Here is a 12,462-nt window from a genome sequence, read left to right on the forward strand (position 1 = left end):
GCCGGCGATGGCACACGCACGACGAAGCGTCAGGAAGGCGGCTTTGCGGCGCCGCCGAGAATCACGTCTTTCTCGCGACTGCCGCGAGAGCTGCCGAATTCGAACTGGTGAGCGTCGCGCAGGCACACGCCGAACAGGCTGGCGATGGTGCTGAGCAGGGTGACCACCTCGGCCGGTATCTCTTTGCGGAACAGCGCCAGCACCGCCAGGCAGGCCACGAGGCCGACGGCGTCGATCGCCACCATCCAGTCGGCGCGCCGGTTGCGAAAACCGGCCTGCGCGAGGGCCACGTCGCGGGCGCGGGCGTCGCGGCGGTCATCGAGATAGGTACGTTCGATCTCGGTATCAGCCGCGAGCGCAGCCATGCGCCACTGGTGGGCGCGTTCGGGGTTGCCCTGGATCGCGGCCAGCGCGGCTTCGCCGGTAGGCTCGCCGGTCACCTGTTTGGCGACCTCGATCACCTTCTCGGCCACGACGGTCGATTGCTCGCCGGCGCCGAAGTAACGCATGAGGCGGGGCGCGAGCTCGGCCAGTGACAATGCGATTGCGAGCGGTGCCATCAGGGCGCCTCGCTTGCGATGTGATTGTTCAAGGGCTCCATGCCACCGTGCAGCCATTCTGCGACCCGAAAACCGGGGCACGCCTTGGCAACCAGCGGCAGATCACGGTGACCACACACGCCTTCGAGCCTGTCATGCGTGGCGAACCGGCGCACGACACGGTGCGCCTCGCACCAGCGTGGCAGGCAGTCAGCCAGCGTGGCCCACTGCGCTGGCGTGAATTGATCTGTGCCGATGAGGCACACGCCGATGCTGTGGCTGTTGTGGCCCTTGGCGTGCGCCCCTACTTCGTCTGGGTGACGGCCGGTGAAGAGACCGCCGTTACGGGCGATCACATAGTGGTAGCCGATCGCACGCAGGCTCGGGTTGAAGCGCGCCATGGCAAGCGGGCTGCGCTTGAAACCGCGGTCGCTGTGCCAGGCGTCAATCTCGTCGACTGGCGTGCGCAGGTCTTTCGTACCCACACCGTAGAACAGCGTTCGGGCGTTGGGCGTGGCGCTGCAGTGAATGACGATGAGCCGCACTGGCCGCTTCAGGCCGGTATAGACGGGCTCAGCGTTGCGGGCGGGAGTGTGGTCGGAGGGGCGCGTGTCCATGCGCGCAGAATGCGCGGGGAATGAACACGGGAGAGGGGTGAAGGGCTTCAGGTACCGCCCGGCGTTGCACCGGGCGGCTGGACTTTACGTCATCCGACAGGGCCGTCAAGACGCCGGCGCTACTGCCGTCTTCACAGGCGGCAGCTTTGTTCGAACGATCCCCTTTATTTCATCGACCCACACTGAATATCGCGGGCCCTTCTCATCGCCCGTGCCGTACTGGCGAAGGAAGCCGTTTACCGCGTCATCCATGATCAGGCGCCCGATGCTGCCCGGGGCAGCGGCAATGTGTTCGACCTTCACCTGTGGTGGTATGCCGTCAATGTCCACGTAGGACATCACCTTAAGGTACTCGCACGGCCTTTCACATTCGAGGGCCGTCACACTGATCCCGTCAATGATGTGCGCCTGAAGTCGGCCGTCTCTCTCGCCAGCGTACATCGCCATGATGAGCTGCTCGGCGACTTGACCGGCACGTCGAGCATCTTCACTGATTGCAGCTGGATAGCCGTACTTCATGCCGTCCTTCATCACATAGTTGGGCGTCGGCGGCTTGACCGACACCGCTGCAGTCGGCGCTGGGGCCGCCGACGTCTGCGGCCGGTCTGCACCACATGCGGTAAGGGTTAAGGCCAGTACCGCTGCGAAGGCTACACGCATGGAAACACTCCTTTTCGATCATCGGGACGCCCGGATTATCCGTTCGTCGTGTTGAACATGTCCAACTGGCTGTCGTCACGCTTGCGCCCGGCCTGCTGATCGCCGATCGCGCGCTTCAGCACAACCCAGACCCAGCGCTCGCTGATCATGTATTTCTGCGCGATGTCGGGCACCCGAGACCCTGCGTCGTAGTCGGCCTGTATCGCCCGATCGCGTTCGTCTCGGATGGCCTGTACGCAACGAGGGATGTAGAGCGCCTCGCCGCCGTAGTGGGCCATGAAGCGGGCGGCCAGACCGCCGCCAAGTGTCTGGATGATGCGCGCGGTGAGCGGGCCTTCGACGCGGCCGTTGGGCACCTCGATCTCAAGCCCGCCGAACGCGTCGACCAGCCGCATCGCGGCTTCGTACCCGAGCAGCTCGATCAGATCTACAACGGACTGCGGCAGACTCATGTCAGGCGGCCTCGTGGTCTCGTTGCGCGGCCTGATGTGCGGCCCACGCTGCCGAAAGCTGCTGCGCCATGAGTTCGAGGTAGCGCAGATCGCGGCGCCACTTGGGCGGCAGCGGCCGCGGCACGGGGGCGAGGTCGCGCGCGAGGCGATCAAGGTCGGCATCGGTCTTGCCCAAGGCGCGCGCGAGTGCAGTAACGGCTTCGACCAGGTGGCGCTTCTGCTGCTCGATGGCGAGTGCGGCGACCAGGTCGTGCAGTTGCTTCGGCGTAGCCCACTCAAGGCGCGCGGTGGTGTGCATGTGCCGCAGGATGGCGGTGGCGTACGCCCAAGGCAGCTTCATGTCAGCCAGTTGCGCCTCGACCTTTTCCATCAGCGCGCCGCAGCCGCGCCGGCAGCTTGCGGGGTAGCCGGGGTGGCGGCCGACGTACTTTTCGGGCGCGGGGCGGGCGGCACCGGCTTTGCGGGCGGCATCGAGCACGCGCTGGCAGGCGCGCAAGTCGAGATCGTTGGTCGATCGAACGCTGGCGTGTGCCTGCAGGAAGTCGCGGCGGGCGTCGTCGTCCATGCCGAGCTGGCGGCACGCGGCATGCACGGCACGACGGCGTGCGGCGAGCTGGGGCGAGATCATGGGCGTGGCGGCGGCTTTCATGGGCGTCCTTTCGTTGCCAGTCAAGGTCGGAGGGTCAAGGATCAAGCGCCACGGCGCACGCCGTGGCGCTTGGGTCTTGGCCCGCGCGCTTCAGAGGTTGATGGCGGCTTTCAGCGCCTTGGCAGCACTGAACTTGACGGTGGTGCTGGGCGGGATCGCGACGGGCTCGCCAGTCTTCGGGTTGCGGCCGGTACGGCCGGCGCGAGGGCTGGCCTTGAGCTTGCCGATGCCGGGCAGCACGATTTCGTCGGCATCAAGGTGGGCCTGGGCGACGAAGCCGAGTGCTTTCAGGACGCGTTCGGCCTCGGCATGGCTGACCTCGGCGGATTCGGCAACGGCACGGATGGTTTCAGCTTGGTTCATGGTTACTCCTTGGGTGGGGTGCTACGGGTGAAAAGGGTTACGACGATGCGACACGCCGCGGCGATGGCGATGAGCACGACGATGGCTGCGACGACCGGCGCGATCAGCGCGGCCGGCAACCAGATCGGTGCAAAGACCATCGCCCAACTCAGCTCGGGCGTATGGCCCAGCGTTTTGAGGCCCGCCATGCTCAGAGACATGACAATAAGATAGTCCGATAAATGATCCAATGCTTTAAGCATTTTCCTACCTCCTCGACTCAGGCCGACGCGTTGGCCTTGACCTTGGTTTTCCCGGCCTTCTTGGCAGGTTCGTCGTCACCGATGCGGCGGGCCGCGTCAGCCAGGACGATTTTCACGAGCTTGTCGACATCGCACTCGCCGACGCTGACAAACGCTCGATCGGCGCCGAGCACCTTGCGCACACCGATACGCTTCAGGTGCGCTTCGGTGAGTTGCCCCAGCGCGTCTTTCACCAGGGTGGTTTCGGTGCGGATGAGCAGATCGGCGAGCTCGGGCAACAAGTTTTCGATGCGGGCCATGACGGCCTTTTCGTCCGACCAGTCCAACGAGTCTTCTTCTTTGCGATAGCCCGTCTTGACGCCATCGACGGTGATCGAGCGCGGCTTCGTGAACAGCGACGGCGCGGCCTCGACCAGGCGCAGCAATTCGGCTTCAGCCTCGGCGCGCTCGGCGGCTGCGTCGTCGAGCGCGCTGCGAAACTGCTTTGTAATGGGCTCGACGGCCTTGACGAGCGCGGCCTGCTGCGCGGCGCCGAGGGCGGTGAGCAGCCTGTTTTTCGCGGCGAGCTGCTGGGCTGCGTCGCGGATGGCGGTCAGTTCGGGGGTGGGTTTCATTGGGTGGTACTCCTGTGGTCGGCCGAGGTGGCGCGGGTAAGCAACAACTTCTGCAAAGTGGCGTTCAGCGCCTCAATGACGCTGATCGACTCATGTGTGCTCAGGTGCTCGGTGATGCCGAATGCGGTAATCGAGACGAGGCCGGGCGGCGCGACCTCGATCTCGGCCACGGGTCGAGCACTCTTGAAAACGGCGGGCGCTGGTGTGGTTTCAGCTGGCTGAGCACTGTGGAGTTCGTCAGGCAGCGGCGGCACCTGGGTGGCGATGTAGTGAAAATGCGTGCCTTTGGTGGCCGGCTGTTTCTGGATCGCGCGAAGACGGTTCTTCAGGTAGTTGATGGACGCCGACACCTGGGCGACCGGCGCGTCGAGGGCGCGCGCGATCTGCGCGGCAGTGGGCGGCGTGGCCGCTGTGCGAATGTGGTTAAGCACGGCATCGCGCAGATGAGCAGGCGTGGGGTACCCGGGTGTTTCGGCACGGCGGGCGACCGCCACGGCCGCGAGGCTGTAGCGCCAGCATTTTTCCGCTTCATCGAGGGTGGCGACTGCGCGCTGCTCTTTGACGAGCGAGTCGGCAGCAGTGCGAATTTCTTCGAACGAGACGCCGGCGCGAGGGCAGACGTTCCTCAGCTCGGTGATGGTGAGAGCCGCTTGTGCGAGCTGCTCGGCGACCCACTCTTGCAGCGGCACGCACGCCGAGGCCAGGGCGCTCAACTGGGCTGCGAAGGCGCTCATGGTCGCACCTCATTCGGGCCGATGAGCCGCGCCTGGCAGTCGATGGTCAGCGGCAGTTCGCAGACGATGGTGTAGCCGGCGATGGCGAGGTCGCCGCCACGCTCAACCCAGCGCTCGATCTCGCGGGCGGTGAAGTAGTCCATCGCCAGCACGCCCGTGGCCAGCGCGATCACGGCGACGAAGCACAGATCAGCCAGGGTTGCGATGTTGCGATCGGGCGGCGCGAGCGCGTCGATCAGATACTGCTGACGGTCAGGTTCGGTGTTCATGCAGCCTCCTTTGGTTTGTGCGGGCAGGCCTGGCAGGCGACCCACAGGCGCAGCTTTTCCGGGCTGCTGGTGGGCACGCTGCGCAGGGCGTGGCCGGCGCAGTCGGTGCGGGGAATGTCGATACCCAGATGCGGGCAGCGGATGACGCCGAAGGCCGTAAGCACCTTCTCGCCGAAGCGGTCGGTGCGCGCCTCGTACTTGCCAGCGGCGATGAGGCTGACGATGGTGTGGTTCTTGTAGCCACACCGCCGCGCGACCTCCACGGGGCCGTGCTCCGCTAGCGCGCGGTCGAACAACTCGCGGGCCTTCGGGGTCATGGCTGGTCCTCGCGTAGTTCCCAGCCGCTGCCGTCAAACGGGTAGTCGCGATCTCGATTGGCGTCGTAGAGCGCGCGGCGCTTGGGTACCGGGCGCGGCGCGACCGGGCCGGTGTTGCGGCCGGGCAGCAGCCACCAGCGGATGCAGCCGTTACTGGTGAGCGCCATCGGAGCCTCTTTCACGGGCAGACGCTTCACGTAGCCGGCACGCTCCAACATCCGCATGTACTTCATGAGGTTGTTTTTCAGGTCGGCTTCGGTGCCCTGCGCGACCAGCATGGCGAGATCGTCGAGCGTGGCCTTGCCCTCCATCCGCAGGGCTGACCACATGCGATCGCGGGCCGTCTCGGCGCGCACGATGCGCCGCCCGGCAACATGCGGATGCTGCGGGCCGCTGGCGATTCGGCTACCGGCATCGAGCGCGGCGCGGCCCTCGGCAGTGAGGTTGTGGCACCCGGCGACGCGGCGCGTGAGCAGGCCGCGGCGCACCAGCACCCGGCAGGCGTTTTCGGTCTGCTTTTCGGTCAGGCCAGTGCGCAGCGCGAGATCGGTCTCACGCAGGCAGTCGCCGGGCTGGGCGTTGCCGGTGGCGGCGAGTACTCGTTGGGCGACCCAGCTCATCGCGCCGCCTTTCCCATCGCGCGAGCGATGGCGCTGGCCGCTTCGGCGGCGACAGCCGGATCGTGTTCGTCGATGCCGGCGGCGCGGGCGAGCTCGACAAGCTGCGGCCAGTCGATGGTCCAGACCCGGCCGGTCTGCTGGTTGTGAATGACGGGCTCGCCAAGAGCCGACCGAAGCAACCCGTATTGGCCCTGCTGCTCGGTAGCCAGGCCGACCGCAACGGGATTCAGCGGCATCACGCCGAGGGGGAGGATTCGGCCGGTCATCACGCGACCCCTTCCACGCTCAGCCGCTCGATCAACCAGCGGCGATAGTCCATCAGCGCCTTCACGCGCGCCTTGCCGTCGCTGGCCTCGGGCACACCGGGCACCAGCCATGTCGTAACGTCATGCGCCAGCCGCGCGGTGGCCTCGATGGTGTCGCGCACTTCAAAGGGGGTGCCGTCGAGCACGTGCAGCGCGCCCTCGGGCACGGCTTCGCCGAACTCGATCACGCCGTTTTGCCAGCAGAAGGCAAAGAGGTGCTCACGGTCATCGAGCAGCACCTGCCACTCGCAGCCCGTGATCCAGTCGATATCGGCGTAGATCGGCACGTCGAAGCGGGCGGCGAGCTTTTCGGCCAAGCGCTCGATGGCCATGCGCGGGCCGGCGCTGCAGCTCGCGCGCAGACCACCGCCGGAGGCGATGTAGGTGCCGGTTTTGTAGCGGACGCGGGCGTGAATCTCGATCATGCGCGTGCCCCCCTCGGCCATGTCGCCCACGCGATCACCTCGTCATCGAAGTTGTCGATCAAGCTCTTGCGGAAGACTTCGCCGTCGAACCAGCCTTCAACCACTTCGCCGTCGTCGAGAGTGATCAGTACGGTCTCGTCGGCATCTGGACGACTGCCGTCATCAATCCACTGGATGATTTCCGTGCGCGGCATCGCTCCACACGCCAGAGCTGTCGCTTTCGCAGCATCGACCATGCGTTCCATCAGCGACTGATGTGGCTCGTCCGACACACCAAGCGCCTGCTGAATGAGGTTCAAGTCAAACCGTGTGCTGTCCAGCATGTCGCGAAGGGCAGCGGCCTCATCGACCTGACACACCATTTCAGCGACTCGGACTTGCAAGTCGGCCAGCTCCTGGACTACATCGACCACCATGGTTCCTTCGCTCATCACGCAGCCTCCTTCGAGGCGGGCCGCTTGACACGCCAGTCCTGGACCAGCGCCACGCCCTGCAGGTCGGCGGCGGTGACGGAAGCGAGCTTGTTGCGACGGGCGACGGCCTCGATCGCCACCAGTGCATTCATGGTTTGGCGCATGCGGCCTTGTGCCTGCTGATGAATCAGCGCGACGGCGTCGGCGCCGACCGTGACGTCGCACAGCTGGGCGCACATGAGGCCGATGTCTTCGACCGAGGCGGGGCGGAAGTCGACCACACGGGCGATGCGCGACGAGATCTGCGCGTGCTTGCCGATACGGCTCTGTACCTGCTCCACTCCGGTGACCAGCACCGCCATCGTTTCCGTGGTGTCGGTGATGTCGCGCAGCTCTTCGAGCACCGCGGCGCAATTGCGCAGGCAGTGCTGCACTTCGTCGATGACGATCGTGGCCTGTGTATGGCCTATGCGTGCAATGACTCGGCCGAACACGCTCTTGAGCGAGCCTTCGTCGTCTTCGCCCAGCTCCGCCGCGAGATCGCGGATGAAGAAGCCGGGCGTCCACAACTCTTTGGCGCGCAGATACACGGCGCGATTGCGCGTGGCCCACTGCTTGACGGTGGTGCTCTTGCCAAGCGCCGGGTCACCGGACACGAGCAGCCAGCTCGCCTCCGGTGCGCCGCGTTGCTCGACCGCGGCGAGCGCCGAGCGGAAGCGCTCGACGTTGGTGGTTTCGACAAAGGCTTTTTTCAAAGTGCTACCCTCCTGACTGCAAACGTTGTGTTGCTCCGGACGTCGGTTGAGTGACAGCTCAACCGGCGGCCACCTCAAAACTCTCGTCAATCGGCGCGTCTCGCGCGCCACGCATCACTTCCCTAGCCCGTGCTTCCAGATCCGCTGTCCAGGCGACGCCCTGGTAGGCAAGGCGCGCCAGCAGGTTTTCGTACAGGCCACCACTCACGAATTCGAGCAGCCACTCGGCGTCCAGCGCGTCCCAGGCATGCGGGTTGCGCACCAGCCAGCGGTACTGGTCGGGGTCATCGTCGGGGCCGAAGCGCGGGCGCGACTGGGTGCCGGGCAACTGGACGACTTCGGGGACTGCCGGGCGCGGTTCGTCCGCACCTGCCGCAAAGCTTTGTGCGACGGCTGTCTCGTCGCGCGGCGAGATGGACGACAGCACCGGCTGAAGCGCTTCAGGCATGACCACAGCGGGGATGTCGAGCAGCGGGTCGTACAGGCCGGGGCCGGCGCTGTGCTCAAGCACGCGCCCGGCATCGCGCTCGGCGCGCACTTCTTCGAGCTTGTCCTGCAGGCGCCGCTCGCGGCCCGCGGCGCGCTTGTCGCGTGCCTGCTCGATGACGGACTGCGGGAAGTACCCGCGCTTGTTACCGTCGAGCTCGGCGGTGCAGATGTAACGGCCGTCCAGATCGCGGATGACCACAGACGACGGGTCGTGGATGTCGTAGCCGACGCGCACTTTCTCGCCATGCAGGTCGAGATCGGCCAAGGCCTGGGCGAAGTAGATGTTGGTATGCAGCACGACTTCGCCGCGGCGCACGATCGCCAGCTTGTACGGGCGGAACATTTCCTGCACGTCCTGCGGCCGCGGCAGCTCGGGTTGCCAGCCCTGCGCAACGGCGGCCTGCCAGGCTTCGTTCGGCGACTGGTGACGGCGGCGACCGGTTTCCGGATCGACGATGCGCGGCAGGCTGCTGTGCGGGCGGGCGTTGTAGGCCTCGGCTTCCGCTTCGATGAAGGCGAGAAAGTCGCGCCAGGCCATGAGCAACTCGCTGCGGCGGCCATCCTTGAGCGCGGCGCGGGTGATCTTGAACACCTTCTGCCGCGCTTCGCGGTCCATGTCGCGGCCCATGTAGGTGGGCAGCTTCTTCGCTGCGCGGATCCAGACCGACGGATGGTTTCGCTCCATGGCGCCGCGGGCCTGCGAGTTGTAGGGCAGCGAGTGCTCGATGCGGATGCCCATGCGCTCGATGACGCCAAGCACTTCGTCCGCCTGCAGGGCGTTGGCGAAGCCGGCGCCGCGGTCGACGTACCAGATCGCGCACAGGCCGTTGCGGGTGAAGGCGTGGCGCTGTGCATCGAGCACGGTCCATGTGCTTTCAGCGAGGCCCGCCGACCAGCCGACCAGGCGACGCGTGGCGATATCGACCACGCCGGTGATTTCAGGGCGGAATGGCCGGCCGTGGTCGGGGTGCTCGATCTCGGCGTCGAAGGTGTGGCCGTCGGCGGTGTAGATGTCGCCGGGCAGCAGGCCATCGGTGCCGCGCCGTACGAAGGGCTTCAGCGCCTTCAGTTCGCGCGGCAGCATGCGGCCGCGGTTGCGCTCGACCTCGCCCAGCTTGTCGAGGAATCGGCGCACCTGGTGGATCGACACACCGGGCCACTGCATGGCGAACGCCTCATAGGCCTCGGTGACGCCTGGCTTCTGGGGCTTGCGGTACTCGCGGAGGAAGTCGGCCGCCCACGCTGGCACGCGCATGTCGGCCACAGGCCGCCTCGGCGCGAGATCGGGTGCCGAGAGCCAGCGCTTCAGGGTGCGAACGGAGGGGTATTCATCGACCTTGCGGCCACGGTTGTCTCGGGCAGCGCGCAGCAGGCTGTCGAGCGGCCCTTCGAGCCGGCCGGCGCGCGCATGGGTGAGCAGCGTCACCATGGCGGCTTCCTGGGCGCATCCGGCATCAGCTTGCAGGCGACGCACGGCGGAAAGTACTGCGGCACGGGCGTCGCGCGCGGCTCGCTGGGTGTCGGTGAGATCAGTCGCCGCAATGGCGCACGACCGGGAAGAAAAAGCGGCCGGTACCGAAGTGCCGGCCGAACCGTTCGCAGCGGATGGCGTCGCTGCGGCGGGGTTGCTGGGTACTTGCATGCGGGCGGTGATGAGCGCGATGCGAAGTGATTCAGGCAGCGCCTCGACCAGGTATGCCTTCTGCTGTCCGCCGCGTACGGTTTGCTCGACGAAGCGCCATGCCTCGCGTGCGGCACGCTGCAGTACGGCCTGTTTCGAGACGGCGAGCACGTCCGCGAGCTCTTTCACGGTCGCCGGGTTCATTCGTCGCCCACCGTGCGTTTGAGCTGCTTGATGCGTCGCGCGGCTTCGTCGCGCATCCGCTCAAGGCGGCCGAGCTCGGCGTTGATCGCGTCACGGCCCACCAGCAACTTGCCGCCCCGTACGTCGGCCAGCCAGGCGGTGATGGAGTGCGTTTCAGTCGCCACTTCGAACGCCGGCGCGAACTCAAGCGGGAAGCGCCAGCCCTCGCGGCTTTCCGCCGTCCAGGCGTTGATCATGTGGAGCGTGATCTCTTGCCCGGTGAGCACTGACATGCGCGCTGCGATCTCTTCCCGAGACAGCGGCGACGCCTTGATCGCCTCGGAAAGCAGCCCGCGCAACACCGCGCTGAACGCAAGCGCGCCAGGCAGCGGCGCATGAGGCGTCGGCACCGCGTAAGGCGTGAACATGTCGAGGGTGAGCGGGTCGCGACTCATGTCTAGGCCGCTGCCCGATCCTTGCCATTGCGCGCGACAGTCTCGCGAGTACACTGGCGTATGGCTTGGAAGCCTTGCAACTTGCGGCTTCCATCAGTGTTGTAGCGAGACGGCCAGATCAGTTTTGGATCAAGCTTCAGCGCCTCGGCAATGCGCTTCTCGTTGGCAGCGGAGCTCTGCCGCATCGCACGGGAAATCGTTGTTGGAGTAACCGAGTGACGATGGGCGAGTCCGCGTACTGACCAGCCCGCCTTGCGAAGAGCCGCGACGATATCTGCCGGGTGCCAGTCGTTTGCCTGACTGGCTTTTTTTGGTGCCGAGGTACGTTCCATGTCACGTATTCGTGTGCCGTTGATATGTGCATTTCGCACTAAATAACGTGCCATGTCAACGATAGGAACGGGAGTTGACACTTCTTTCGGCGCTTGTTGGCACTTATTTATGCACTTTCCTTTGAATACAAGCACTTATAAAAGTGTCAACTGCGAGGTGCCGCATGGACGACGTTGACACTTCGGCACCGCAAAGTGACAAGGCCGCGGTCGGCGCTCGCCTGCGTGAGTTCCGAGAGCATTTGAAATTGAGTCAGGTGGCGTTCGCCAAAGAAATCGGTGGATCCAAACGCGGCCTGCAAGGCAACGAGAGCGGCATCAGCATGCCGGGCGGTGAGGTGCTCAGCGCTTTGATCCACAAGGGTTTAAACCTGACCTGGCTACTGCATGGCACCGGAGAGATGCTGGTCGGTTCCCCCGCTACGGTCGATCTGCAACGGGAAGAAGCGCAGTGGCAGATCGCCAAGATCGCGATGCTCGAACTCCCAATTGACACATTCGCAGATCAGGCCACTTCTCGCGACGAAGCGGCTGGCTTCGTGAAGCGCTACAACGAAGGCGCGGCCGGCGTCTCGTCGATGCTTAGAGAACTGATTCCATCTATCAGTGTTGCCGAGTTGCGCGCGTGGTTGCAGCAGGCACGGCGCTGGCAGCAGCGCTTCGCGTTGGCCCAACGCTCAGTCGAGGAGCACGCTCCCGGCATGCACTATTCGCCGTCCCCTCGTAGGTCAGTACTGATCGATCAAGCGCTTCCGGTCCATCTGGACGAATCTGAGCTCGCACGCATCATCACTGCCGTTCGAAATGTCGTCGCGAGCACCGGGATGGAAAGGGTCGTCGCTGCGTCGGTCGCGGCGGAGCTCTACGCGCAGACGGACCCACATGTGAATCGGAACCTGCTGCTAGGCGTAATGAGCGGAATTTGGCGTGCACACGCGGAATACGACGCTCCGGTGTTGCCGCCGCATGAGGAAGCACGGGTCGTTTCCGAGCTGTGCAACCAACTGCAACATTCCGAGGGTCAGCCAAAAGGATTAACGGGCACGAATCGCTGATGAGGCGCAGTCAGACTGCGTTTCCCTCCGGAACTCAGCGGGTGAGCGATGAAGTCCCTCGAAACAGCCGCGATGGTCGCGTACGTGGCGCGATGGCGCGAGGTCACTGCAGTGGGAACGATGAGCACGTGGTCTCTGCATGCTCAGAACGGCGCGGACGTTGTTTACGACAGTGCCAAAACGGGCGCGAATTTGCGCACTCTAGTCACAGATTGCGCAAACGCCATTGCGACCTCGAATATCGATCAAACCGAGGCCCGGCGCGGGTTTGGTGCTCAATTGCCGGGGTCGAAGATTGTGCCAATACGATCACCTCCCCACATTCGCCCGAAATGGAAAAGCCCCAGCCGCGC

20 protein-coding genes are annotated in these 12,462 nt (G+C 65.3%); 1 reads left to right on the forward strand and 19 read right to left on the reverse strand.

The features are described from left to right. Positions 1-29: 29 nt before the first annotated feature. The 19 genes from NMQ14_RS13040 to NMQ14_RS13130 form a co-directional block, all read right to left on the reverse strand. On the reverse strand, positions 30-560 hold the full coding sequence (locus NMQ14_RS13040) for a hypothetical protein (RefSeq protein WP_257096814.1): 531 nt from the start codon (positions 558-560) through the stop codon (positions 30-32). Next, complete coding sequence (locus NMQ14_RS13045) at positions 560-1,156, reverse strand: N-acetylmuramoyl-L-alanine amidase (RefSeq protein ID WP_257096815.1); 597 nt, start codon at positions 1,154-1,156, stop codon at positions 560-562. Before NMQ14_RS13045 ends, NMQ14_RS13040 begins: the two co-directional genes overlap by 1 nt. Positions 1,157-1,261: 105 nt before the next feature. Continuing rightward, a complete protein-coding gene (locus NMQ14_RS13050) occupies positions 1,262-1,816 on the reverse strand; it encodes a hypothetical protein (protein WP_257096816.1) in 555 nt (184 codons plus the stop codon). Positions 1,817-1,851: 35 nt separating this feature from the next. Next, on the reverse strand, positions 1,852-2,268 hold the full coding sequence (locus NMQ14_RS13055) for a Mor transcription activator family protein (protein WP_257096818.1): 417 nt from the start codon (positions 2,266-2,268) through the stop codon (positions 1,852-1,854). 1 nt (position 2,269) lies between these two features. Next, positions 2,270-2,917 carry a regulatory protein GemA gene (locus NMQ14_RS13060; protein ID WP_257096820.1) on the reverse strand — a complete coding sequence of 216 codons (648 nt, stop codon included), beginning with the start codon at positions 2,915-2,917 and terminating at the stop codon, positions 2,270-2,272. A gap of 90 nt (positions 2,918-3,007) precedes the next feature. After that, entirely contained in the window at positions 3,008-3,280 is a 273-nt protein-coding gene (locus tag NMQ14_RS13065; protein WP_257096822.1) for an HU family DNA-binding protein, read from the reverse strand. A 2-nt stretch (positions 3,281-3,282) separates the two neighbouring features. Beyond that, positions 3,283-3,522 (reverse strand): hypothetical protein, encoded by a 240-nt coding sequence (locus NMQ14_RS13070; RefSeq protein WP_257096824.1) that lies wholly within the window; start codon positions 3,520-3,522, stop codon positions 3,283-3,285. 17 nt (positions 3,523-3,539) lie between these two features. Further along, a complete protein-coding gene (locus tag NMQ14_RS13075; protein ID WP_257096826.1) occupies positions 3,540-4,136 on the reverse strand; it encodes a host-nuclease inhibitor Gam family protein in 597 nt (198 codons plus the stop codon). Then, on the reverse strand, positions 4,133-4,870 hold the full coding sequence (locus tag NMQ14_RS13080; RefSeq protein WP_257096829.1) for a hypothetical protein: 738 nt from the start codon (positions 4,868-4,870) through the stop codon (positions 4,133-4,135). Before NMQ14_RS13080 ends, NMQ14_RS13075 begins: the two co-directional genes overlap by 4 nt. Continuing rightward, entirely contained in the window at positions 4,867-5,139 is a 273-nt protein-coding gene (locus NMQ14_RS13085; RefSeq protein WP_257096831.1) for a hypothetical protein, read from the reverse strand. The genes NMQ14_RS13080 and NMQ14_RS13085 overlap by 4 nt, the downstream gene beginning before the upstream one ends. Beyond that, positions 5,136-5,456, reverse strand: coding sequence for a hypothetical protein (locus NMQ14_RS13090; protein ID WP_257096833.1), 321 nt, complete (start codon positions 5,454-5,456; stop codon positions 5,136-5,138). The genes NMQ14_RS13085 and NMQ14_RS13090 overlap by 4 nt, the downstream gene beginning before the upstream one ends. Continuing rightward, positions 5,453-6,076, reverse strand: a complete 624-nt coding sequence (locus tag NMQ14_RS13095; protein ID WP_257096835.1) for a hypothetical protein — start codon at positions 6,074-6,076, stop codon at positions 5,453-5,455. Before NMQ14_RS13095 ends, NMQ14_RS13090 begins: the two co-directional genes overlap by 4 nt. Beyond that, on the reverse strand, positions 6,073-6,342 hold the full coding sequence (locus NMQ14_RS13100; protein WP_257096837.1) for a hypothetical protein: 270 nt from the start codon (positions 6,340-6,342) through the stop codon (positions 6,073-6,075). Before NMQ14_RS13100 ends, NMQ14_RS13095 begins: the two co-directional genes overlap by 4 nt. Further along, positions 6,342-6,836: a hypothetical protein gene (locus NMQ14_RS13105; protein WP_257096839.1), complete on the reverse strand. Its 495-nt coding sequence runs from the start codon at positions 6,834-6,836 to the stop codon at positions 6,342-6,344. The genes NMQ14_RS13100 and NMQ14_RS13105 overlap by 1 nt, the downstream gene beginning before the upstream one ends. After that, positions 6,803-7,237 carry a hypothetical protein gene (locus NMQ14_RS13110; protein WP_257096842.1) on the reverse strand — a complete coding sequence of 145 codons (435 nt, stop codon included), beginning with the start codon at positions 7,235-7,237 and terminating at the stop codon, positions 6,803-6,805. The genes NMQ14_RS13105 and NMQ14_RS13110 overlap by 34 nt, the downstream gene beginning before the upstream one ends. Further along, entirely contained in the window at positions 7,237-7,974 is a 738-nt protein-coding gene (locus tag NMQ14_RS13115; RefSeq protein WP_257096844.1) for an AAA family ATPase, read from the reverse strand. The genes NMQ14_RS13110 and NMQ14_RS13115 overlap by 1 nt, the downstream gene beginning before the upstream one ends. A 58-nt stretch (positions 7,975-8,032) precedes the next feature. Next, positions 8,033-10,288, reverse strand: a complete 2,256-nt coding sequence (locus tag NMQ14_RS13120) for a Mu transposase C-terminal domain-containing protein (RefSeq protein WP_257096845.1) — start codon at positions 10,286-10,288, stop codon at positions 8,033-8,035. After that, complete coding sequence (locus NMQ14_RS13125; RefSeq protein WP_257096846.1) at positions 10,285-10,722, reverse strand: hypothetical protein; 438 nt, start codon at positions 10,720-10,722, stop codon at positions 10,285-10,287. The genes NMQ14_RS13120 and NMQ14_RS13125 overlap by 4 nt, the downstream gene beginning before the upstream one ends. A 2-nt stretch (positions 10,723-10,724) precedes the next feature. After that, positions 10,725-11,054: a helix-turn-helix domain-containing protein gene (locus tag NMQ14_RS13130; protein ID WP_257096847.1), complete on the reverse strand. Its 330-nt coding sequence runs from the start codon at positions 11,052-11,054 to the stop codon at positions 10,725-10,727. Between the two features lie 164 nt (positions 11,055-11,218). Here NMQ14_RS13130 and NMQ14_RS13135 point away from each other — a divergent pair, with 164 nt between their 5' ends. After that, the gene (locus NMQ14_RS13135) at positions 11,219-12,109 is read left to right on the forward strand and encodes a helix-turn-helix transcriptional regulator (protein ID WP_257096848.1); all 891 of its coding nucleotides are present in this window, start codon (positions 11,219-11,221) and stop codon (positions 12,107-12,109) included. The last annotated feature ends 353 nt before the right edge of the window (positions 12,110-12,462 follow it).

Source organism: Methyloversatilis sp. XJ19-13, from assembly GCF_024580155.1.
Taxonomy (GTDB): Bacteria; Pseudomonadota; Gammaproteobacteria; order Burkholderiales; family Rhodocyclaceae; genus Methyloversatilis.